General features: G+C 60.9%; 21 protein-coding genes. 8 read left to right on the top strand and 13 right to left on the bottom strand.

Annotation, left to right across the window (positions count from 1 at the left end; translation table 11 throughout):
* Positions 1-113 precede the first annotated feature (113 nt).
* From cueR to AC1RAC_RS08185, 3 genes are all read right to left on the bottom strand, one after another.
* The gene (gene cueR / locus AC1RAC_RS08195; protein WP_003188242.1) at positions 114-515 is read right to left on the bottom strand and encodes a Cu(I)-responsive transcriptional regulator; all 402 of its coding nucleotides are present in this window, start codon (positions 513-515) and stop codon (positions 114-116) included.
* Positions 512-2,713, bottom strand: a complete 2,202-nt coding sequence (locus tag AC1RAC_RS08190) for a heavy metal translocating P-type ATPase (RefSeq protein WP_072445973.1) — start codon at positions 2,711-2,713, stop codon at positions 512-514. The genes cueR and AC1RAC_RS08190 overlap by 4 nt, the downstream gene beginning before the upstream one ends.
* 226 nt (positions 2,714-2,939) lie before the next feature.
* Positions 2,940-3,320: a hypothetical protein gene (locus tag AC1RAC_RS08185; protein WP_034125899.1), complete on the bottom strand. Its 381-nt coding sequence runs from the start codon at positions 3,318-3,320 to the stop codon at positions 2,940-2,942.
* A 147-nt stretch (positions 3,321-3,467) separates the two neighbouring features.
* On the opposite strand from AC1RAC_RS08185, the gene AC1RAC_RS08180 reads away from it, so the two are divergent.
* Both AC1RAC_RS08180 and AC1RAC_RS08175 read left to right on the top strand, forming a co-directional pair.
* Positions 3,468-3,665, top strand: a complete 198-nt coding sequence (locus AC1RAC_RS08180) for a heavy-metal-associated domain-containing protein (protein ID WP_072445975.1) — start codon at positions 3,468-3,470, stop codon at positions 3,663-3,665.
* A gap of 87 nt (positions 3,666-3,752) precedes the next feature.
* Positions 3,753-4,946 (top strand): multidrug effflux MFS transporter, encoded by a 1,194-nt coding sequence (locus AC1RAC_RS08175; protein ID WP_236456004.1) that lies wholly within the window; start codon positions 3,753-3,755, stop codon positions 4,944-4,946.
* Between the two features lie 8 nt (positions 4,947-4,954).
* Here AC1RAC_RS08175 and AC1RAC_RS08170 read toward each other — a convergent pair whose 3' ends face one another.
* From AC1RAC_RS08170 to AC1RAC_RS08160, 3 genes are all read right to left on the bottom strand, one after another.
* Positions 4,955-5,134 carry a hypothetical protein gene (locus tag AC1RAC_RS08170; RefSeq protein WP_014716767.1) on the bottom strand — a complete coding sequence of 60 codons (180 nt, stop codon included), beginning with the start codon at positions 5,132-5,134 and terminating at the stop codon, positions 4,955-4,957.
* 144 nt (positions 5,135-5,278) lie between these two features.
* Positions 5,279-6,292 carry a zinc-binding alcohol dehydrogenase family protein gene (locus AC1RAC_RS08165; protein ID WP_034125902.1) on the bottom strand — a complete coding sequence of 338 codons (1,014 nt, stop codon included), beginning with the start codon at positions 6,290-6,292 and terminating at the stop codon, positions 5,279-5,281.
* 138 nt (positions 6,293-6,430) lie between these two features.
* Positions 6,431-6,724 carry a putative quinol monooxygenase gene (locus AC1RAC_RS08160; RefSeq protein WP_003188253.1) on the bottom strand — a complete coding sequence of 98 codons (294 nt, stop codon included), beginning with the start codon at positions 6,722-6,724 and terminating at the stop codon, positions 6,431-6,433.
* Positions 6,725-6,841: 117 nt separating this feature from the next.
* Between AC1RAC_RS08160 and vimR the strand changes: the two genes are divergently transcribed.
* From vimR to AC1RAC_RS08145, 3 genes are all read left to right on the top strand, one after another.
* Positions 6,842-7,771 (top strand): transcription regulator VimR, encoded by a 930-nt coding sequence (gene vimR / locus AC1RAC_RS08155; RefSeq protein WP_034125904.1) that lies wholly within the window; start codon positions 6,842-6,844, stop codon positions 7,769-7,771.
* A gap of 134 nt (positions 7,772-7,905) precedes the next feature.
* A complete protein-coding gene (locus AC1RAC_RS08150; protein ID WP_054918749.1) occupies positions 7,906-8,592 on the top strand; it encodes an ArsR/SmtB family transcription factor in 687 nt (228 codons plus the stop codon).
* 97 nt (positions 8,593-8,689) lie between these two features.
* Positions 8,690-10,060: an MFS transporter gene (locus tag AC1RAC_RS08145; protein ID WP_492616486.1), complete on the top strand. Its 1,371-nt coding sequence runs from the start codon at positions 8,690-8,692 to the stop codon at positions 10,058-10,060.
* Between the two features lie 126 nt (positions 10,061-10,186).
* Here AC1RAC_RS08145 and AC1RAC_RS08140 read toward each other — a convergent pair whose 3' ends face one another.
* Positions 10,187-11,140 (bottom strand): adenosine deaminase, encoded by a 954-nt coding sequence (locus AC1RAC_RS08140; RefSeq protein WP_014716772.1) that lies wholly within the window; start codon positions 11,138-11,140, stop codon positions 10,187-10,189.
* A 193-nt stretch (positions 11,141-11,333) separates the two neighbouring features.
* On the opposite strand from AC1RAC_RS08140, the gene AC1RAC_RS08135 reads away from it, so the two are divergent.
* Positions 11,334-12,425, top strand: a complete 1,092-nt coding sequence (locus tag AC1RAC_RS08135; RefSeq protein ID WP_003188263.1) for a calcium:cation antiporter — start codon at positions 11,334-11,336, stop codon at positions 12,423-12,425.
* Between the two features lie 135 nt (positions 12,426-12,560).
* Here the strand turns inward: AC1RAC_RS08135 and AC1RAC_RS08130 are convergent, their stop codons facing one another.
* The 6 genes from AC1RAC_RS08130 to AC1RAC_RS08105 form a co-directional block, all read right to left on the bottom strand.
* Positions 12,561-13,919: an 8-oxoguanine deaminase gene (locus tag AC1RAC_RS08130; protein WP_054918745.1), complete on the bottom strand. Its 1,359-nt coding sequence runs from the start codon at positions 13,917-13,919 to the stop codon at positions 12,561-12,563.
* A 211-nt stretch (positions 13,920-14,130) separates the two neighbouring features.
* Positions 14,131-14,817, bottom strand: coding sequence for an SDR family oxidoreductase (locus AC1RAC_RS08125; RefSeq protein ID WP_047712496.1), 687 nt, complete (start codon positions 14,815-14,817; stop codon positions 14,131-14,133).
* A gap of 56 nt (positions 14,818-14,873) precedes the next feature.
* The gene (locus AC1RAC_RS08120; RefSeq protein WP_236456060.1) at positions 14,874-15,455 is read right to left on the bottom strand and encodes an IMPACT family protein; all 582 of its coding nucleotides are present in this window, start codon (positions 15,453-15,455) and stop codon (positions 14,874-14,876) included.
* A gap of 12 nt (positions 15,456-15,467) precedes the next feature.
* Positions 15,468-16,127 (bottom strand): TetR/AcrR family transcriptional regulator, encoded by a 660-nt coding sequence (locus tag AC1RAC_RS08115; protein WP_034125910.1) that lies wholly within the window; start codon positions 16,125-16,127, stop codon positions 15,468-15,470.
* 87 nt (positions 16,128-16,214) lie between these two features.
* Positions 16,215-17,609, bottom strand: a complete 1,395-nt coding sequence (locus tag AC1RAC_RS08110) for a uracil-xanthine permease family protein (RefSeq protein WP_054918737.1) — start codon at positions 17,607-17,609, stop codon at positions 16,215-16,217.
* An 88-nt stretch (positions 17,610-17,697) separates the two neighbouring features.
* On the bottom strand, positions 17,698-18,618 hold the full coding sequence (locus AC1RAC_RS08105) for a LysR family transcriptional regulator (RefSeq protein WP_034125912.1): 921 nt from the start codon (positions 18,616-18,618) through the stop codon (positions 17,698-17,700).
* A 126-nt stretch (positions 18,619-18,744) separates the two neighbouring features.
* Here AC1RAC_RS08105 and aptA point away from each other — a divergent pair, with 126 nt between their 5' ends.
* On the top strand, positions 18,745-20,094 hold the full coding sequence (gene aptA / locus AC1RAC_RS08100) for an omega-aminotransferase AptA (RefSeq protein ID WP_054918734.1): 1,350 nt from the start codon (positions 18,745-18,747) through the stop codon (positions 20,092-20,094).
* A gap of 39 nt (positions 20,095-20,133) precedes the next feature.
* Positions 20,134-21,627: a CoA-acylating methylmalonate-semialdehyde dehydrogenase gene (locus AC1RAC_RS08095; protein WP_236456058.1), complete on the top strand. Its 1,494-nt coding sequence runs from the start codon at positions 20,134-20,136 to the stop codon at positions 21,625-21,627.
* Positions 21,628-22,114 lie beyond the last annotated feature (487 nt).

The following is a 22,114-nucleotide window of genomic DNA, read 5'->3' as shown; positions in this document are numbered from 1 at the left end:
CCCACGCTCTGCGTGGGAATGCATCCCTGGACGCTCTGCGTCCTAAAGCGTGACGCGGAGCGTCGAAAGCGGCATTCCCACGCGGAGCGTGGGAACGATCATTGTGCTGTCTGTCAGGCGCAGCAGTTGCCCGCTGCCAACTCCTTGAGGATCGGGCAATCGGGCCGGTGATCGCCCTGGCAGTGCTCCATCAGGTCCTGCAAGGTATCGCGCAGTTGCCCCAGCTCGCGAATCTTGTGGTTCAGCTCGTCGATGTGCTGGCGCGCCAGGGCTTTTACGTCGGCGCTGGCCCGCTGCCGGTCCTCCCACAGGGTCAGCAACTTGCCGACTTCTTCCAGTGAAAACCCCAGGTCTCGCGAGCGCTTGATGAACGTCAGGGTGTGCAGGTCGTCGTGGCCGTACACCCGGTAGCCGCTGTCGGTGCGGTGGGCGGTTTTCAGCAGGCCAATGGATTCGTAGTAGCGAATCATCTTCGCGCTTAGCCCGCTGGTGCGGGCGGCTTGGCCGATGTTCATGGGCGTTGATCCTCCAATTCCTTGGGTTTCCAGGTTTTCAACAACAGGGCATTACTCACCACGCTGACGCTGGACAAGGCCATGGCGGCGCCAGCCAGTACCGGGTTGAGCAGGCCGAAGGCGGCCAGGGGAATGCCGATCAAGTTATACACAAAGGCCCAGAACAGATTCTGTCGAATTTTCGCGTAGGTCTTGCGGCTGATCTCCAGGGCGGCCGGCACTAGGCGCGGGTCGCCACGCATCAAGGTGATACCGGCGGCGTGCATGGCCACGTCGGTGCCGCCGCCCATGGCGATGCCGATATCGGCAGCGGCCAGGGCTGGTGCATCGTTGATACCGTCGCCGACCATGGCCACCACGCCGGTTTTTTTCAGCTCGGCCACGGCAGCGGCTTTATAGGCGGGCAGTACTTCGGCATGCACATCGTCGATGCCCAAGGCCTCGGCCACCACCCGTGCACTGCCGTGGTTATCGCCGGTGATCAGGTGGCTGCTGATGTGCTGCGCCTTGAGTTGTTGCACGGCTTGCAACGCGCCGGGCTTGAGCGTGTCGCCAAAGGCAAACAGCCCCAGCACACGGGGTTGCGCGCCTTGTTCGATCAGCCAGGACAAGGTGCGGCCTTCGGCTTCCCATTCCTTGGCTCGCGGGCCTAAATCGCCTGCGTCCAGGCCGGTCTCTTCCAGCAAGCGGCGATTACCCAGCGCCAATGGCCGACCGTCGAGCGTACCGGCAATGCCGCGCCCGGTCAGGGATTGGCTGGCGCTCACATCGGCCACGTCCAAGCCTCTGTCGCGACAAGCATCCAGCACGGCCTTGGCCAGTGGGTGCTCACTGCCGCGCTGCAGGGCGCCGGCCTGTTGCAATAACAGGGCTTCATCGCCATCCACGGCCGCCAAATGCGCAATGTTGGGCGCGCCGGAGGTGAGGGTGCCGGTCTTGTCGAACACTACGGCGCTCACGGCATGGGCGCGCTCCAGGGCTTCGGCGTCCTTGATCAGGATGCCGTGGCGTGCGGCGACGCCAGTGCCGGCCATGATCGCGGTCGGTGTGGCCAGGCCCAGGGCACAAGGGCAGGCGATCACCAATACGGCCACCGCATTGATGATGGCGGTTTCCAGGGATGCGCCATACAGCCACCAGCCCACTACGGTAATCAGCGCCAATACCAGCACGGCCGGCACGAACACCTGGCTGACTTTATCCACCAGTTTCTGAATCGGTGCCTTGGCGGCCTGGGCGTCTTCGACCAGGCGGATGATGCGCGCCAGCACGCTTTCCGCGCCCAGGGCCAGGGTGCGCACCAGCAGGCGGCCTTCACCGTTGATGGCGCCACCGGTGACCGCGTCGCCGGGTTGTTTGGGCACCGGCAGGCTTTCGCCGCTGATCAGGGCTTCATCGGCATGGCTCTGGCCTTCCACCACCTCACCGTCCACCGGGAAGCGTTCGCCGGGTTTGACCAGCACCAGGTCGCCGTGCTTCAACGCACTGATGGCGACGTCTTCTTCACGGCCGTCCTGCACGCGAATCGCACGTTCCGGACGCAAGGCTTCAAGGGCGCGGATGGCGCTGGCGGTCTGGCGCTTGGCGCGGCTTTCCAGGTATTTGCCCAGCAGCACCAGGGCGATCACCACCGCCGAGGCTTCGAAGTACAAGTGCGGCGTCACGCCTGGGGCGGCGGTGAGCCATTCATAGATACTCAAGCCGTAGCCGGCACTGGTACCGATCGCCACCAGCAGGTCCATATTGCCGGCGCCGGCGCGCACGGCTTTCCACGCGGCGACATAGAAGCGCGCACCCAGGATGAATTGCACCGGCGTGGCCAGGGCAAACTGTATCCAGGCGGGGAGCATCCAGTGCAGGCCGAAGGGTTCTACCAGCATCGGCAGCACCAAGGGCAGCGCCAGCAGAACGCCCGCCACCAGCGACCAGCGCTCGCGGCGCAGGCGCCGGGCCTGATCGGCGTCGGTAGCGGTTTCGCTTTGGGGCAGGCTGGCGGTGTAGCCGGCTTTGTCGACGGCGGCGATCAACACGCTGGGGTCCATCTGGCCCTGTACTTCGATGTGCGCGCGCTCATTGGCCAGGTTGACGCTGACACGTTGCACGCCAGGCACTTTGCCCAGCGCGCGTTCGACCCGCCCGGCACAGCTGGCACAGGTCATGCCGCCGATGGGCAGGTCAAAGGTGGTGGATCCATTCATGGGGCAGTCCTCCAGAAGAAGTTGCCACTAGGATCAACCTTAACCTGTGGGGAAGGTCAAGCCCGATCGTTCCCCCGCTCTGCGCCGATCGTTCCCACGCTCTGCGTGGGAATACAGCCCGTGACGCTCCGCGTCACCCTGGCGTTGAAGTAGTGCCTTGTACCCGGGACGCAGCGCGTCCGATGAGGCGTTCTCACGCAGAGCGTGGGAACGATCGTGGGGTTACTCAGTATTCCAGTTTCGCCGCTTTGAGGTACATGCCGTCCGGGCCCAGTGCAATGCGTAATTTGCGTACATCGCCGGCTTTCAAGGTGATGTTCTGCGCGGGAGGCGCGAGCATGCCTGGCAGACAGCCGGGGGCCTGACTCGGCAACACTTTCAGGCGCAGCGACACATCGCCGGGGGGAAGGTTGAAGGAGGTGGCCTGCTCCTGGAACAGACGCCCGGCCAGTTGGTCCTGGATATACAGGCCGATCTCGCAGTGGGTCGGCACTTCCAGGCGTTCGCGGGAAATAATCAGCACCGCATAATCTTCAGCTGCCAGGGCCTGGGGCGCAGCGGCAGGCAAGCTCATCAGGCCGGCAAGGGCAAAAAACGACCAGCGCATGGCGAATGCTCCATGGTTCACAGCTAGGGAGGTTGAAGCTTGGACGACGCCGCCGCCGAATACCAGCCCGGCAGAAATACTGAGAACTTGACCTTGCCATCATGGCAAGCTCGACACTGGGCTCAACCTCATCAAAGGAGTCATGTCATGCAAATATTCAGCGTTGAAGGAATGACCTGCGGCCATTGCGTTAAAGCGGTGACCCAGGCGGTACAGAGCCAGGATTCGGCGGCAAGTGTGGAAGTCGACTTGAAGGCTAAGGAAGTGCGGGTGGCAAGCAGTCTGTCCTCTGACCAAGTGATCGACCTGATTGCCGAGGAAGGCTACAGCGTCAAGCTGGCGTGATTTTTCTGATCGTTAGCCACCTAACGTAATGTTCATGGCACCCAAGCGCGGCTAGACTGTCGAGCTGCCGACTCACTTGGGTGTCTGATGAACCTTCGCATAATCCTGATTCTGGGCGCCTTGAGCGCCTTCGCGCCGTTGGCGATCGACTTTTACCTGCCGGGCTTTCCGGCAATGGCCTCGGCCTTCGCCACTGACGAAAAACATATCCAGCTGACCCTGGCGGTGTATTTCGCGGGCCTGGCTATTGGCCAATTGATCTACGGGCCGCTGGCCGACCGCTTTGGCCGGCGCGTGCCGCTGCTCAGCGGCGTCACCCTGTTTACCCTCGCGTCTTTCGCTTGTGCGTATGCGCCGTCCCTGGAATGGCTGATCGGTGCACGCTTCGTGCAGGCCCTTGGCGGGTGTGCGGGCATGGTGATTTCCCGGGCGGTGGTCAGTGACAAATGCGATGCCGTGGGTTCGGCCAAGGTGTATTCGCAACTGATGCTGGTGACCGGCCTGGCCCCGATCCTGGCGCCGTTGGCCGGTGGCCTGATGGTCGGCGTGTGGGGCTGGCAGTCGATTTTCCTGGCGTTGTCGTTGTTCAGCGTGATGGCGGCCATCGCCGTGGCGGTCGGGTTGCCGGAAACCTTCCCGGCCGATCAGCCGCGCCAGCCGTTGTCGGGCTCGTTGCGCCGCTACGGCTCGCTACTGTCAGACCGGGTGTACCTGGGCTATGCCTTGACCGGCGGCATCTCGATTGCCGGGATGTTTGCCTACATCGCCGGTTCCCCCTTCGTGTTTATCAAGCTCTATGGCGTACCGGCCGAGCATTACGGCTGGTTGTTTGGCTCCAACGCCGCGGGCTTTATCCTGGTGGCGCAACTGAACGCACGCTTGCTGGCCAAGCGCGGCCCGGCGTTTTTGTTGTCGCGTACCGTGTGGGTGTACGTGGCGGCCGCGTTGACGCTGTTGGGAATTGCCGCGTTGCGCACTGAAGCGCTATGGCCGTTGTTGGTGCCGCTGTTTATCTGTATCGCCAGTCTGGGCTGTATTTTGCCGAATACCTCGGCCTGTGCCATGAGCGGGCAGGGGGCTCGGGCCGGCAGCGCATCGGCGTTGCTCGGTTGCATTCAGTTCAGTGTGGCTGCAGGGGCGGCGTCGTTGGTCGGTGTGTTGCACGACGGCACGGCGATGCCGATGGCCATGGTCATCAGCCTCTGCGGGGTGCTGGCGGTGACCATTGCCATGGCGACCCAGCGCCTGCAACGGGCAAGGGCCGTACAGGCGCAGGTCTGAAGTTCGGTTTAGCCAGCGGAACGTTGCTGGTTGAGGGGGAAGCGATGGGGCGCCTGGATCCGGGCCTGCAGCGTGTCGGCGAAGGCGCGGGCCTCGGCTTCACTGCGAAAGGTGATGGCCTCGCCGTCGAGACGAACTTGCCATTGGCTGCCGGGGGATTTTGCTAACGCTTTTATCAGGATTTTCATTGCTGACTTCCTCACGTAAAAGAATCGTGGCAAAGGCGGCCAATATAAACCTGAACGGGCGCATAAATATGACAAGGATCAACTCTCTGACTAATGGTGTCGTCCGTTACCTACGTGGATAACAGACGACACTGACAGCCGTTTTCAGAACCCTTCCAGCACGATCTTGCCCTTGGCCTTGCCGCTTTCCAGCAGGGCGTGGGCGCGGCGCAGGTTCGCCGCATTGATCACGCCGAAGTGCTCGCCCACCGTGGTTTTCAGGGTGCCGGCGTCGATCAGTTCGGCCACGCGGTTGAGCAGGTTGTGCTGCTCGATCATGTCTGGCGTTTCGAACATCGAACGGGTGTACATGAACTCCCAGTGCAGCGACAGGCTCTTGCGCTTGAGCTTGCTCACATCCAGGGCCTTGGGATCGTCGATCAACGCCAGCTTGCCTTGGGGTTGCAGTGCTTCGACCAGTTGGTCCAGGTGTTGCTCGGTCTGGGTCAGGCTGGCGACGTGGGTCACTTGCCCGTGCCCGGCCTGTTTCAACACTTCGCTCAGCGGCTGGCTGTGGTCGATCACCACGTGTGCTCCCAGGGCCTTGGCCCATGCGTGAGTCTCGGGGCGCGAGGCGGTGCCGATGACCTTCAACGCGGTGAGCTGGTTGGCCAACTGAGTCAGGATCGACCCCACACCACCGGCAGCGCCGACGATCAGCAGGCTCTGGCCTTGATCGTCTTTGCCTTCAGTCACCTGCAAACGTTCGAACAACAGCTCCCACGCAGTGATAGCGGTCAATGGCAATGCGGCCGCTTCGGCAAACCCCAGGCTTTGGGGCATATGGCCGACGATGCGCTCATCAACTGTGTGCAATTCGCTGTTGCCGCCAGGGCGTACCAGGGAACCGGCGTAGTACACCTTGTCGCCGGCCTTGAACAACGTCACGTCACTGCCGACCGCCTTGACCACACCCGCCACGTCCCAACCCAGCACCTTGGCGGCGCCATTTTCCGGGGCGACGTTCTGGCGCACCTTGGTGTCCACCGGGTTGACCGAGATGGCTTTGACTTCCACCAACAGGTCACGGGGGCCGGCCACGGGGGCTGGTAGTTCGATGTCTTGCAGGGATTCTGGATCGGTGATCGGCAGTGAGGCGTAGTAGGCGATGGCTTTCATGATGACTCCAAGTGAATACGGTCAAGGTAGGAGCGAGCTTGCTCGCGAAGATCGTTAACGATGACGCGGTGTTTCTGGTTTCGCGCCTCGTCGTTGGGGTTTTCGCGAGCACGCTCGTTCCTACAAAAAAAGGCGGGATCAGGCGAGAAATTTCAGGCGCTTGAGTTCGAAGTGTTCGATCACATCGGCGGCCTTGGCGCGAAAGCTCTGGATATGCGCGCTCTGGTCGTGGTCGGCCAGTGCAGCGTCGTCGCTCCAGCGCTCGAGCATGTAGAAGGTCTCGGGGTGCTGCAGGTCCTGGTGCAGGTCGTACTGCTCGCAACCGGCTTCCAGGCGGGTCGGTTCCAGCAGGCCGCGCAGCAGGGTTTCCAGGGTGGCGTGCTGGCCGGGTTTGGCGATCAGCGTGGCGATGACATTAAAAGCGGTGGACATAGTCGACTCCGGGCACGGGCTAACGGGATGGGCAGATGATTGGCTATTTCCCACGCCGATAAAAGCGGCTAAAACAGCAGGCTGTTTCAACCAAATATTGATAATGAGCGGAAATGCATGCTGCGTTTTGATGATTTGCAGTTGTTTGTGCGGGCCGCCGACTTGGGTAGCCTGTCGGCTGCGGCGCGGGTCATGGACCTGTCACCGGCGGTGGCCAGTGCCGCGCTCAAGCGTATCGAACAGCAACTGGGTACGCGCTTGCTGGCGCGCTCCACCCGCAGCCTGCGCCTGACAGCCGAAGGCGAGGGCTTCCTTGCGTACGCGCGGGCGTCACTGAGCGCGCTGGATGAAGGGCGGCGCCTATTGGCCAGTGGCCAGGATCATGTCAGTGGTGTGCTGCAATTGTCGGCACCCTCGGATTTCGGCCGCAACCAACTGTTGCCGTGGCTGGATGCGTTCCAGCAGGAGCATCCGCAACTGAACGTGCGCCTGTTGCTCGGTGATCGCATCGCCGACCTGTTCCGCCAGCCCGTGGACATTGCCCTGCGTTACGGCGAACCCGAAGACTCCAGCCTGATTGCGCTGCCCATTGCTCCGGACAATATTCGCGTACTCTGCGCCGCCCCCAGTTACCTCGCCCGGCATGGCGAGCCGCGCCATCTGGAGCAATTGGCCCAGCACAATTGCCTGCTGTACATGCTCGGCAGCCGCGTCCACGACCACTGGGGTTTTTACGATGGCAAGCGCCATGTGGGCCTGACGGTCAGCGGCGATCGCTTCAGCGATGACGCCGATGTGGTGCGCCGCTGGGCGGTGGCGGGCATGGGCATCGCCTACAAGTCCTGGCTGGATGTGAGCACCGATGTGCTGGCCGGGCGCTTGCGTCTGATCCTGCCGGAACTGCAGGGTGAGCGCACCCCGCTCAACCTGCTGTGCGCCCACCGTGCGCAATTGAGTAAACCCATCAATCTGCTGCGGGACATGCTCGTGTCCCGTTGTGCGACATTGACGGCCCAGCGACCGGGACGAATGGCTTCTCGTCAATAGCCTGCGCCACGCTCGGAAGTTTCACTCATATCTTGTCCTGATTTGCACCGTCAGACACCGGGGAACCTACTGCCTGCGCACCTATACTTGGGCGTCAACCGCAGCAGAAAAATGGTTTAACAGGGAGTGAATACATGGGAGCAGCACCTTGCATCAGTCAGATCGCCAGCTTGCTCGCCGAGCCTAAACGCACGGCCATGCTCTGGGCCTTGATGGACGGTTCGGCGAAGACTTCCGAAGAGCTGGCGACGCTGGCCGGGCTGTCGCCGGCGTCAGCCAATGCACATTTGGCGCGGCTGTCCGGCAGCGGCCTGTTGCGGATCGAGGCGCGGCGGGGCCAGCGCCTGTTTCGTGTAGCGGCGGCCGATGTCAGTGCCGCCATTGATGCGCTGGCCAGCACCACTATGGCCAGCGCGGCCCGCAGCACACCTGATGTTTTGCCAACGGCGCTGCGCGCACCGCCATTGCTGCGCCGTGCCCGCTGGTGCCATGGCCACCTCGGCGGCGAGCTGGCGGCGCAGTTGTATCAACGGATGCTTGAGGCCGGGTGGATCGAGCGCCATGAGCCGCGTACAGAGGTGACGCCCAATGGCGTGCAGGCATTGGCGCAGCTGGGCATTTTTACCCAGGCATTGGCATCGCCGCTGGCCTGCGACTGTTTCGACTGGAGCCAGCAACAACCCCACCTGGGCGGTGCGTTGGGGGCGGGCTTGATGCAACTGTTTCTGCAGGCGAACTGGATCAGCGTGATCAACGAGTCACGGGCCTTGTCGGTCAATGACCTGGGGCTTGAGCACATAGCTCGCATTGCCAAGCTGTAGGCGTCGTTCTCAGCTGTCGTCAGGTCGCATCCAGCAATAGCCGGCGCAAACGATGCCGCACACTCGCAAGGGGGATTTTTCATACGAGGGGTGTGGCATGGATAGGCAGGGTTATAGCGCGGCGGAACGCCTGGAACGGTTGCCCATCAGCGGTTACCACCGAATCATTTTCATCATCATCGCCCTGGCGTTTTTCTTTGACTCCATGGACCTGGCGATGATGACCTTCCTGTTGGGCTCGATCAAAACCGAGTTTGGCCTGAGCACGGCCCAGGCCGGGTTGCTGGCCAGTTCGAGTTTTTTCGGCATGGTGGTGGGCGCTTCGCTGTCCGGGATGCTTGCTGATCGATTCGGTCGCAAACCGGTGTTTCAGTGGAGCATCGTCCTCTGGGGGTTGGCGAGCTATTTGTGTTCCACGGCCCAGACGGTGGAGACGCTGACGTTGTTTCGGATCCTGCTGGGCATTGGCATGGGCATGGAGTTTCCCATTGCCCAGTCGATGCTGTCGGAGCTGATCCCCGCCAAAAGACGCGGGCGCTATATCGCCTTGATGGATGGTTTCTGGCCGTTGGGCTTTGTGGCTGCGGGCGTACTGTCTTACTTCTTGTTGCCGGTGATTGGCTGGCGCGACATCTTCTTGGTGCTGGCGGTACCGGCGGTGTTCGTGCTGGCCATCCGTTTCTTTATCCCGGAGTCGCCGCGTTGGCTGGAACAGGCTGGGCGCCATGAGGCGGCGGACAAGGTCTTGCTTGGCATCGAGCAGAAGGTGCGCGATTCCCTGGGCGGCGCCGACTTGCCGGAGCCGATTGCCCTGCCACGGATCGAGAGTGCGCCGGGGACGTTTTTCTCCGCGTTCCAGCAGCTGTGGTCGGCGCAGTACCGCCAACGCACGATGATGATCTGGAGTGTGTGGTTCTTCGCCCTGCTTGGGTTCTACGGGCTGACGTCGTGGTTGAGTGCGTTGTTGCAGCAATCGGGTTTTGCCGTGACTCAGTCGGTGTATTACACGGTGATCATTTCCCTGGGCGGAATCCCAGGCTTTTTGATGGCCGCGTGGTTGGTGGAGCGCTGGGGACGCAAGCCTGTGTGCGTGGTGACCCTGCTGGGCGGCGGGGTGATGGCGTTTCTGTATGGGCAGAGCGCAGTGTTTGGCGGCAACGTGGGCCTGCTGATCACCTCGGGGTTGTTGATGCAGTTCTTCCTGTTTGGCATGTGGGCGGTGCTGTACACCTACACGCCGGAGTTGTATCCCACCTCGGCACGTGCAACCGGCTCGGGGTTTGCGTCGGCGATTGGGCGGGTTGGTTCGTTGCTGGGGCCGTTGGTGACCGGGTTGGTGTTCCCGATAACCGGGCAGGGCGGGGTATTTGCCTTGGGCGCGCTGTGCTTTGCGGTGGCGGCGCTGGTGGTGTGGCTGTTCGGGATGGAGACCAAGGGCAAGACCCTGGAAGAACTCACCCAGGCTTGAAGCTGATGGGGCCATGTGGGAGCCGGGCTTGCCCGCGATAGCGGTAGGTCAGGCAATAAGAGGCTGGCTGATACACCGCTATCGCAGGCAAGCCAGCTCCCACAGGTTGAGTCCAAGTCTATTCAGTTACGGTTTCACGAGCCGCGCATCCAGGCTGTTCTGCGCCAGGCGTTTGGCCTGGTCCTGGGTCATGCCCAGGGAGGTGTGCAGCGCGTGGAAGTTCTCGGTGACATAACCGCCGAAATAGGCAGGGTCGTCCGAGTTCACGGTGACTTTTACACCACGCTCGAGCATGTCGAGGATGTTGTGCTGGGCCATGTCGTCGAACACGCAGAGCTTGGTGTTGGACAGCGGGCATACCGTCAGCGGGATCTGTTCGTCGATGATGCGCTGCATCAGGCGTTCATCTTCAATGGCTCGCACGCCGTGGTCGATGCGCTGGATTTTCAGCAGGTCGATGGCTTCCCAGATGTACTCGGGCGGGCCTTCTTCACCGGCGTGGGCCACGGTCAGGAAGCCTTCGTGACGGGCACGGTCGAACACGCGCTGGAACTTGCTCGGTGGGTGGCCCATTTCCGAGCTGTCCAGGCCCACGGCCACGAACGCGTCACGGAACGGCAGCGCCTGGTCGAGGGTTTTCTGCGCTTCGTCTTCGCTCAGGTGGCGCAGGAAGCTGAGGATCAAACCGCTGGTGATGCCCAGTTGCTGCTCGCCGTCTTTAAGCGCAGCGGCGATGCCGTTGAGCACCACTTCGAACGGCACGCCACGGTCGGTGTGGGTTTGCGGGTCGAAGAAGGGTTCGGTGTGGATCACGTTCTGGGCTTTGCAGCGCAGCAGGTAAGCCCAGGTCAGGTCGTAGAAGTCCTGGGACGTGCGCAGCACATCGGCGCCCTTGTAATACAGGTCGAGAAACTCTTGCAGGTTGTTGAAGGCGTAGGCTTTGCGCAGGGTTTCGACGTCGTTCCATGGCAGCGCAATCTTGTTGCGCTCGGCCAGGGCGAACAGCAACTCAGGCTCCAGCGAGCCTTCCAGGTGCAGGTGCAATTCAGCCTTGGGCAGGGCGTTGAGCCAATCGTACATTTTTAAAATCTCATCAGGTGCAATGGCGGCATTCTACAGGCCATGGCTGAAATAATCGGCAAAACCTGACCAGCAGGAGAGTATTTCTGTCACTCACGCAAGGGCGGCCTGAACTAAGGTGTAACGAAACGTTAGCGGCTCGGCGCAGTCTGTACCCCATCAATGACTGATTCGCTGTACGAGAAGGCCCGGAATGCTCACATCCCTCAAGCAAGAAAAATTCATGCTGCTGGCGCTGATTGCCGCCATCGCCGCCTACCCGCTGGAGCACTGGATGCTCCACAGCGGCCAACTGGTTGCGTTGCTGGCCGGCTTTGCGCTGATCGCGTTTATCGTGATGGCGTCGATGCGCGTGGCCCATCACGCCGAACAGTTGGCGGAAAAAGTCGGCGACCCCTACGGCACCATGATCCTGACCCTCGCCGCGGTATTGGTGGAAGTGGTGATCCTGGCGATCATGATGAGTAACGAGCCATCGCCCACCCTGGTGCGCGACACCATCTACTCAGCGGTGATGCTCGATATCAACGGTATCCTCGGCCTGGCCGCGCTGATGGGCGGCATCAAGCATGGCGAACAGTCCTACAACGATGACTCGGCGCGCACCTACAGTGTGATGATTCTTACCGCCATGGGGGTGTCGATGGTGGTACCGGAATTCATCCCCGAAGCGGACTGGAAAATTTACTCGGCCTTCACCATTGGCGCGATGGTGGTGCTTTACACCTTGTTCCTGCGCATGCAGGTGGGGCCGCACAGTTATTTCTTCAGCTACAGCTACCCGGAGAAACGCCGTAAGAAACAGCCGGAAGACGAGCACGCGCCGTCTGTCAGCCTGACGTTTTCCATTGCGACCCTGGTGTTTGGGGTGATCGTGATTGGTGCGCTGGCCGAGGTGATGTCCAAGACCCTCGACCTGGGCCTGGAAGGCACAGGCGCACCACCAGTGATTACCGCGATTGTGGTGGCGGCTATCTCGGCCGCTCCGGAAATCCTCACGGCATTGCGCGCCGCGTTGGCCAACCGCATGCAATCGGTGGTCAACATCGCGCTGGGGGCTTCGTTGTCCACGGTGATCCTGACGGTGCCGGTGATGGAAGCCATGGCGCTCTACACCGGGCAGCCGTTCCAGATGGCGATGACGCCGGTGCAAACGGTTATGGTGTTTATCACGCTGATCGTCAGCGCGATCAACCTCAACGATGGTGAAACCAATGCGATAGAAGGGATGACGCATTTTGTGTTGTTTGCGACCTTTATCATGCTGTCGCTGTTAGGGCTGTAACCCGATTTGAAAGGCGCCGCAGACCCAATGTGGCAGCGGGCTTGCTCGCGAATGCGGTGGTTCAGTCACAGATGTACTGACTGACACACCGCTTTCGCGAGCAAGCCCGCTCTCACATTTTGATTGGCGCCTGGCTTAGGTGCCCGCGATCAAATGGCGCGCGGCCTGGCTGTGATCGGCGATCAAGCCCTTGAGGTCCAGGCCTTCGACTTGACCGTCGATCACCCGCCACTTGCCGCCAACCATCACTCGATCCGCCCGGTCCGCGCCGCACAGCAGCAGTGCGGAAATGGGGTCATGGCTGCCGGAGAAGCGCAGCTCATCGAGCTTGAACAGTGCCAGGTCCGCCTGCTTGCCGACGGCCAACTCGCCAATGTCTGTGCGCCCCAGCAACTGCGCCGAGCCCTTGGTGGCCCAGCCCAATACGCCTTCGGGGGTGATCTTTTCCGCGCCGTAGCGCAGGCGCTGGATATACAGGGCCTGGCGGGCTTCAAGGATCATGTTCGAAGCGTCGTTGGAGGCCGAGCCGTCCACGCCCAAGCCGATCGGGGCGCCGGCGGCGAGCAGGTCCAGAGTGGGGCAGATGCCGGAGGCCAGGCGCATATTCGAGCTTGGGCAATGGCAGATGCCGGTGCCGGCTGCGCCCAGGCGCTCGATTTCGTCCGGGTTGAAGTGAATGCCGTGAGCCAGCCAGGTGCGTGGGCCGAGCCAGCCGACGCTGTCGAGGTAATCCACGGTACGCAGCCCGAAGCGTTGCAGGCAGAAATCTTCCTCATCGAGGGTTTCCGCCAAATGGGTGTGCAGGCGCACGTCCAGCTGGTTGGCCAGCTCGGCGCTGGCTTGCATGATTTCGGGGGTGACGGAAAACGGCGAGCACGGCGCCAGGGCGATCTGGATCTGCGCACCGTCACCGCGCTGGTGATATTCGCGGATCAGGCGCTGGCTGTCTTCGAGAATCACCTGGCCTTGCTGCACGGTTTGCTGCGGTGGCAGGCCGCCATCGGCTTCGCCCAGGCTCATGGAACCGCGGGTGAGCATGGCGCGCATCCCCAGTTCACGCACGCTGCCTACCTGCACATCAATGGCGTTTTCCAAACCATCGGGGAACAGGTAGTGGTGATCGGCCGCCGTGGTGCAGCCCGAGAGCAGCAATTCGGCCAGGGCGACTTTGCTGGCCAGGGCGAGCTTTTCCGGGGTGAGCCGTGCCCATACCGGGTACAGGGTTTTCAGCCAGGGAAACAGCGGCTGGTTGACCACCGGGCCCCAGGCGCGGGTCAGGGTTTGATAGAAGTGGTGGTGGGTATTGATCAGCCCAGGCAGCACCACATGCTCGCGGGCATCGAACACCTGCGCGCAGGGTTGTGCAGGCGCTTGCCCTTGGGCCAGCACTTCGGTGATGACACCGTCTTGCAGCACCAAGCCGCCACGGGCATCGAGGCCATTGGCAGTGAAAATCGCGAGGGGGTTTTTTAACCAGATACGGGTCGCAGGCATTGGCCGGCTCCTCTGAATGATGGGTTCAGGTTTGCCAGCTCAGTGTTGCCCTGTCTGCTGATCCAGGGTCGCCGGGGAGGGCGAGGTGGGCAGTTTACCTCTGTGGGAGCGAGCTTGCTCGCGAAAATCGTCAATGATGACGCGGGCAGTCTGGTTTAACGCAGTGCTTGGGCGTTCTTCGCGAGCAAGCTCGCTCCTACAGTTGGGGGGGTTACCAGGTGATGGTGTCGCCCTTGTAGTCGACGAAGTGATGGCCGCCTTTGCCGGTGTAGGCATTTACCTGGTCCACCAGGCCGCGCACGCTGGTCTCGACGTCGATGTGGGCATTTTCGCCGCCCATGTCGGTCTTCACCCAACCTGGATGCAGCGACAGCACCGTCGGCTTGGGCTCGCCCAGTTGCGTGATAAAGCTATTGGTCATCGAATTGAGGGCGGCCTTGCTGGCCTTGTACAGCGCCAGGTCCGAGCCGTCGGGAATGGTCACGCTGCCCAGTACCGAACTCATGAAGGCCAGCACGCCGGTGTCTTTGCGGATCTGCCCGACAAAGCGCTGGGCCAGGTTGATTGGCGCCACGGCGTTGGTGAAGAACAACTGGCCGACTTCCGCCAGGGTCGCGTGGCCGGGCTCCTGGTTGGCCGGACCCTTGACGCCGGCGTTGACGAACAGCAGGTCGAAGGTGCGGTCTTTCAGGCGTTGGGCCAGGGCGATCACGGCTTGCTGGTCGTCCATATCCAACTTCTCGATCTGCACCGGCCCCACGGCTTTCAGGGCATCAGCCTTGTTGGGATCGCGCACGGTGGCGGTCACGTCCCAGCCGTCCTGGAGCAGTTGCTTGACCAGGCCAAGGCCCAGCCCGCGCGAGGCGCCGATGATCAGTGCGGTTTTTGGCGTAGACATGAAAGGCTTCCTTTGAAATCGCGGTTCATGGAGTTCAGCGCATAACAGTAGCAGTTTCAGCGTTCGAGCAGGATGCGCCCACGGCTCAGGTCGGCGAGCTGGGTTTGCAGGGTGTCGATGTGCGCCTCCCCCAGGGCGAGTTGCAGCTCTACACCGTTGGCGGTGAAGGTTTCTTCCACCACAATCCCGCCGAGTTCAGCGACGCGCAGCTTCACCAGGTTCAGCTCGGAGAAGCCACAGGCGCAGCTCAGAGGTACGCGGCTGATCAGCTCGATGCGCTCGGCATTTTGCAGGCATTTATTGGCCCCGCCGCCATAGGCACGGGCCAAGCCACCAGTGCCCAGTTGAATGCCGCCGTACCAGCGGATCACCAATACGGCCACCTGATCAAAGCCCTGGGCCTCGATGGCCGCAAGGATCGGGCGCCCGGCGGTGCCACCGGGTTCGCCGTCATCGCTGCTGCGGTATTGATCGCCCAGCTTCCAGGCCCAGCAGTTGTGCGTGGCGTTCAGGTCGCTGTGTTGCTCGAAAAACGCTTGGGCGTCCTGCGGGCTGGTAATCGGCGCCGCCAAGGTGATAAAGCGGCTCTTGCGTATTTCTTCACGAAACTCGCAAAAACCGGTGAGCGTAAAAGACATAAAACGCTTCGTTTATAGGGCTGGCTTGATGCCGCAGCCTTTGAGAATGATATGGATCAGGTTGGTGCCGGCATCTTCCATGTCCTGCTTGGTCAGCTTGGTGCGACCGGTGACGCGGCAGATCTGGGTGGCGAAGTCAGCGTAGTGCTGGGTGCTGCCCCACAGCAGGAAGATCAGATGCACGGGGTCGACGGGGTCCATTTTGCCGGCGTCGATCCACGCCTGGAACACTGCGGCACGGCCACTGAACCAGGCCCGATAGTCCTGGCCGAAATATTCCGTGAGGCATTCGCCACCGCTGATGATCTCCATGGCGAAGATCCGCGAGGCTTGGGGTTGGCGGCGCGAGAATTCCATCTTGGTGCGGATGTAACGAGCGAGCGCCACGGCTGGGTCATCCTCGGCGGTCAGCGCGTTGAAGGTGCTGTCCCAGAGTTCGAGGATGTTGCTCAGCACTGCGATGTACAGGCCCAGCTTGTTGGTGAAGTAATAGTGCAAGTTGGCCTTGGGCAGCCCGGCGCTGGCAGCGATGGTGTTCATGCTGGTGCCTTTGTAGCCATGGCGCGCGAATTCATCTTCAGCAGCCTGGAGAATCGCTTGTTCATTCTTTTGCCGAATGCGGCTGGCGGGTTTACCGCCGTGGTTGCTGTGGGCAGGAACTTCGAGGCTCATGGAGGTTTCCGTGCTGATCGATAGAGACGACGTGTGCACAGATAACCCACCCTCAAGCCTCAGACAAGTCCTGATGCAATAAAACCGTCAAAGCGGTTCCAGGCTGTCGCGTTCCGGGGTGTGGTTTGCGGCGGTGGTACTTGCCTTGGCCTCCGGCAGTAACAGGCACAGGAGGATGGCGGTGATACCGCCGCTGGTGATGGCGGAGTCGAACAGGTTCTGCACCAGTGTCGGCATCAGGTGCAGCAGGTTAGGTTGCGCGGCGATACCCAGGCCAACACCGAACGAGGTGGCGATAATCAGCATGCTGCGTCGATCCAGCGGTGCCTGGGCGAGAATGCGCACGCCGGCCGCGGCCACACTGCCGAACATCACCAGGGTCGCGCCGCCCAGCACCGGCTTGGGGATTTGCTGCAGCACGGCGCCAATCAGCGGAAACAGGCCCAGACAGAACAGCAACACGCCGATGTATAAACCGACGTAACGGCTGGCCACGCCGGTGAGCTGGATCACACCATTGTTCTGCGCAAACGTGGTGTTGGGGAAAGCGCTGAAAGTGGCGGCGATCATGCAGCTCACCCCATCGCCGAGGACGCCGCCCTTGAGCCGGCTTATATAAGAAGGGCCGCTGATAGGCTGGCGGGCAATCATGCAATTGGCGGTGAGGTCGCCGACGGTTTCGATGCTGCTGATCAGATAAATCAGCGCAATCGGCAGGAAGGCGCTCCAGTCGAAGTTGAAACCAAAGCGGAATGGTGTAGGCAGGCTGACCAATGGCAGGTCAGGCAAAGCCTGGGGAACAAGTTTACCGCTGAACCACGCCGCGAGGCTGCCCAGGGCCAGGCCGATGATGATGGCCGACAGGCGTACCCAGGGCGTGTTCGAGCGGTTGAGCAGGATGATCGTCAAAACCACGAACAGGCCCAGCGCCAGGTTGGCGGGGGCGCCGAAGTCCGGTGCATTGAAACCGCCGCCGAGGTCGGTGATACCCACTTTGATCAGGCTGATGCCGATCAGCGTAATCACAATGCCGGTCACCAGCGGTGTGATCACGCGGCGCAGCTGGCCGATAAAGCGGCTCAATACAATCTGTACCGCCGCGCCAAAGAAGCACACGCCGAAAATCATCGCCAGAATGTCTTCCGGACTGCCGCCGCGTTGTTTCACCAGAAAGCCTGCAGACAACACCGCGCCGAGAAACGCAAAGCTGGTGCCTTGCAGGCAGATCATGCCGGCACCGATACCAAACGGCCTGCGTGCCTGGATGAAGGTGCCTACGCCGGAAACCATCAACGCCATGCTGATCAGGTAGGGCAAGTGGGCGGTGAGGCCGAGGGTGGAGCCAATAATCAGAGGCGGCGTGATGATGCCGACGAACGCCGCCAATACATGTTGCAGCGCCGCGAGGAAAGCGGGCAGTGGTTTCGGCCGGTCGTTGAGGCCGTAGATCAGGTCGCTGGGGCTGGAGGATTCTGGGGGCATGGCGGGTCAACTCAAGGCGGACGGTTCAAGGTCCTTGAGTCCTTGCAAAAAGCTGTCCATATGCTCAGCTTTTTGCGCGAGGCCCGAATCAGCGGGTGGCGGCCAGGCTTTCCAGGAAACTTTCCAGCACCAAATGAGGGCGACGGCCCTTGCGCGTGACCGATGCCAGGCTCAAATCGTAAAAACGTGTAGCCGGTTTCAGCGCACGCAGTCGGCCTTGTTGTACCCACAGGCTGGCGTAGTGATCGGGCAGGTAGCCGATATAACGCCCGGTGAGAATCAGGAACGCCATGCCTTCACGGTCTGACGCACTGGCGGTGCAGTTGAGCGCCTGGTAATGGGCCTGGATTTCCGCAGGTAAGCGGAAGGTGGGGGCGATGGCGTCCTGGCTGTCGACGCGCTCGTCGTCGAGTTGCTTGTTGTCGGCGTAAAACAGCGGGTGGCCGACCGCGCAATAGAGCAAGGAACGTTCGCTGTACAACGGCTGGTATTCCAGGCCCGACAGTGCGCTGGCCTGGGGCACCACACCGACGTGCAGGCGACCGTCGAGTACGCCTTGCTCCACTTCATTGGGGGCGATCATGCGGATCTGGATCTGCACGTCCGGGCCGCGTTCTTTCAACTGCGCCAATGCGTGGGTGATGCGCATATGGGGCAGAGTGACAAGGTTATCGGTGAGGCCAATGATCAACTCGCCGCGCAAATGTTGGTGCAGGCCGTTGACCTCGGTGCGAAAACTTTCCAGGGCACTCAGCAGTTGCAGGGCAGATTGATAGACCTCGCGGCCTTCTTCCGTCAGGGAAAAACCGGCGCGGCCGCGTTGGCAGAGCCGTAGCCCGAGTCGTTGCTCAAGGTCGCTCATCTGCTGGCTGATGGCCGAGCGCCCGATGCCGAGAACGGTTTCCGCTGCCGAGAAGCCGCCGCACTCCACTACGCTGCGAAAGATGCGCAGCAGGCGAATATCGAAGTCACTGACTTGGGCCAAAGGGTCGGGACGACGGCTGCTCATAGTTTAGTGAAGTCCTGACTGAAGGTTAGAAGAGTTGGATTTCACCGACTTTATCCCCGTGGCAATTTAGCTGCAACAACGCTTTTTCAATCCCGACGCTGCCTTTTGCCCTGCGAGGTTTTGCTGATGAACATGCCCGAAAACGCCCCATCGTCCCTGGCCAGCCAATTGAAGCTGGATGCGCACTGGATGCCTTACACCGCCAACCGCAACTTCCAGCGCGATCCACGCCTGATCGTGGCCGCCGAAGGTAGCTGGTTGACCGATGACAAGGGGCGCAAGGTCTATGATTCGTTGTCGGGCCTTTGGACCTGTGGCGCCGGGCATACGCGCAAGGAAATCCAGGAAGCGGTCGCCAAGCAATTGGGCACCTTGGACTACTCTCCAGGCTTCCAGTACGGTCATCCGTTGTCCTTCCAGTTGGCGGAAAAAATCACCGACCTGACCCCAGGCAACCTGAATCATGTGTTCTTCACCGATTCGGGCTCTGAATGTGCCGATACGGCGGTGAAGATGGTGCGGGCCTACTGGCGCCTGAAAGGCCAGGCCACGAAGACCAAGATGATTGGTCGCGCCCGTGGTTACCACGGCGTTAACATTGCCGGTACCAGCCTGGGCGGTGTGAACGGTAACCGTAAGCTGTTTGGCCAGGCGATGATGGATGTTGACCATCTGCCTCACACCTTGCTGGCCAGCAACGCTTTCTCCCGGGGTATGCCGGAGCTGGGCGGCATCGCGCTGGCCGATGAGTTGCTCAAGTTGATCGAGCTGCATGACGCGTCGAACATTGCGGCCGTATTTGTCGAGCCTATGGCCGGTTCCGCTGGGGTATTGGTGCCACCGCAGGGGTATCTCAAGCGTCTGCGCGAAATTTGCGACCAGCACAATATCCTGTTGGTGTTCGACGAAGTGATCACGGGCTTTGGCCGCACCGGCTCGATGTTCGGTGCCGACAGCTTCGGCGTGACCCCGGACCTGATGTGCATTGCCAAGCAAGTCACCAACGGCGCGATCCCGATGGGCGCGGTGATTGCCAGCAGCGAGATCTACCAGACCTTCATGAACCAGGCGACGCCGGAATACGCAGTGGAATTCCCCCACGGCTACACCTACTCGGCGCACCCGGTGGCTTGCGCGGCGGGCTTGGCGGCATTGGACCTGTTGCAGAAAGAAAACCTGGTGCAGAGCGTAGCCGAAGTCGCGCCGCACTTTGAGAATGCGCTGCACGGTTTGAAGGGCAGCAAGAATGTGATCGACATTCGCAACTACGGCCTGGCCGGTGCGATTCAGATTTCCCCACGTGATGGAGATGCCATCGTGCGTCCATTCGAGGCCGGCATGGCGTTGTGGAAGGCCGGTTTCTATGTGCGTTTTGGCGGCGACACCCTGCAGTTCGGGCCAACCTTCAACAGCAAGCCGCAGGACCTGGACCGTCTGTTTGACGCGGTCGGCGAAGTGCTGAACAAGATCGACTGATTTCTCCTTCTATATAGAACAATTTTTCAGGAGCCCTGCATGAGCCTTATCCAGCATTTGATCAACGGTGAACTGGTCAACGACAGCGGTCGTAGTGCCGACGTCTATAACCCGTCTACCGGGCATGTGATTCACCAGGTGCCTTTGGCCAGTCGTGAAACCATTCAACAGGCGATTGACTCAGCCAAGGCGGCGTTTCCGGCTTGGCGCAATACGCCGCCGGCCAAGCGTGCCCAAGTGATGTTTCGTTTCAAGCAACTGCTGGAGCAGAACGAAGCACGGATCTCGCAGTTGATCAGCGAAGAACATGGCAAGACCCTGGAAGACGCCGCGGGTGAACTCAAGCGTGGGATCGAGAACGTGGAGTACGCGTGCTCGGCGCCGGAGATTCTCAAGGGTGAATACAGCCGCAACGTAGGGCCGAACATTGATGCGTGGTCGGACTTCCAGCCATTGGGCGTGGTGGCAGGTATTACTCCGTTCAACTTCCCGGCGATGGTGCCGTTGTGGATGTACCCGCTGGCGATTGTCTGCGGTAACTGTTTCATCCTTAAACCTTCAGAGCGCGACCCGAGTTCGACGCTGTTGATCGCGCAACTGTTGCAGGAAGCCGGGCTGCCCAAAGGCGTGCTCAGCGTGGTGCATGGCGACAAGGGCGCGGTGGACGCATTGATCGAAGCGCCTGAAGTCAAAGCCTTGAGCTTTGTAGGCTCGACGCCGATTGCCGAGTACATCTATTCCGAAGCGACCAAACGTGGCAAGCGTGTGCAGGCGCTGGGCGGGGCGAAAAACCACGCGGTGCTGATGCCGGATGCAGACCTGGATAACGCTGTGAGTGCCCTGATGGGCGCGGCGTATGGTTCCTGCGGTGAGCGTTGCATGGCGATCTCGGTGGCTGTGTGCGTGGGCGATCAGGTGGCGGATGCATTGATTGCCAAGCTGGTGCCACAGGTCAAGGCGTTGAAGATTGGTGCGGGCACTTCTTGCGGGCTGGATATGGGCCCGTTGGTGACGGGGCAGGCGCGAGATAAAGTCAGTGGCTATATAGAAGACGGTGTGTCGGCGGGGGCTGAGCTGGTCGTTGATGGCCGTGGCTTGAGTGTTGCCGGGCATGAGCAAGGTTTTTTCCTCGGTGGCAGCTTGTTTGACCGCGTCACCCCTGAGATGCGTATCTATAAAGAAGAGATCTTTGGGCCGGTGCTGTGCGTAGTGCGGGTGGATAGCCTGGAAGCGGCGATGCAGCTGATCAACGATCATGAATACGGCAACGGTACTTGTATCTTCACCCGTGACGGTGAAGCGGCGCGCCTGTTCTGTGATGAGATTGAAGTCGGCATGGTGGGGGTTAACGTGCCGCTGCCTGTGCCGGTTGCGTATCACAGCTTTGGTGGCTGGAAGCGCTCGCTGTTTGGCGACTTGCATGCCTATGGGCCGGATGGGGTGCGTTTCTATACCCGCCGCAAGGCGATCACCCAGCGCTGGCCGCAACGGGCCAGCCATGAAGCGTCGCAATTCGCCTTCCCTAGCCTGTAAGGCTCGGTAGGTAAAAGGTTGGCCCCTTGGGGCCGGCGTTTGCGTTATTGGGGGCTTTTTTGACTTATATGACAGAAATGTGAAAAAGAAGGTTGACGGCAGATTCTGGAAGCCTATAATTCGCCCCACTTCCGGCGCAGTCGAAACGGAAAACTCCTTGGTAAACAATGAGTTATGCAGTTTTCGGCAGCAAGTTGCTTCAGTTCATCGAAGCCAAAAGGAAGTTGAAAAAGAGGTGTTGACAGCAGCGTGTAACGCTGTAGAATTCGCCTCCCGCTTACGAGAGATCGCAAGCGCAAGTGGTTGAAGTTGTTGAAGAAATCTTCGAAAACTTCTGAAAATAACCACTTGACAGCAAATGAGGCTGCTGTAGAATGCGCGCCTCGGTTGAGACGAAAGATCTTAACCAACCGCTCTTTAACAACTGAATCAAGCAATTCGTGTGGGTGCTTGTGGAGTCAGACTGATAGTCAACAAGATTATCAGC

It is taken from the genome of Pseudomonas sp. GW823-FHT02F05 (assembly GCF_058797315.1).
Note: the sequence above shows the minus strand (reverse complement) of the source record. Positions and strands in the feature narration are given on the sequence as shown.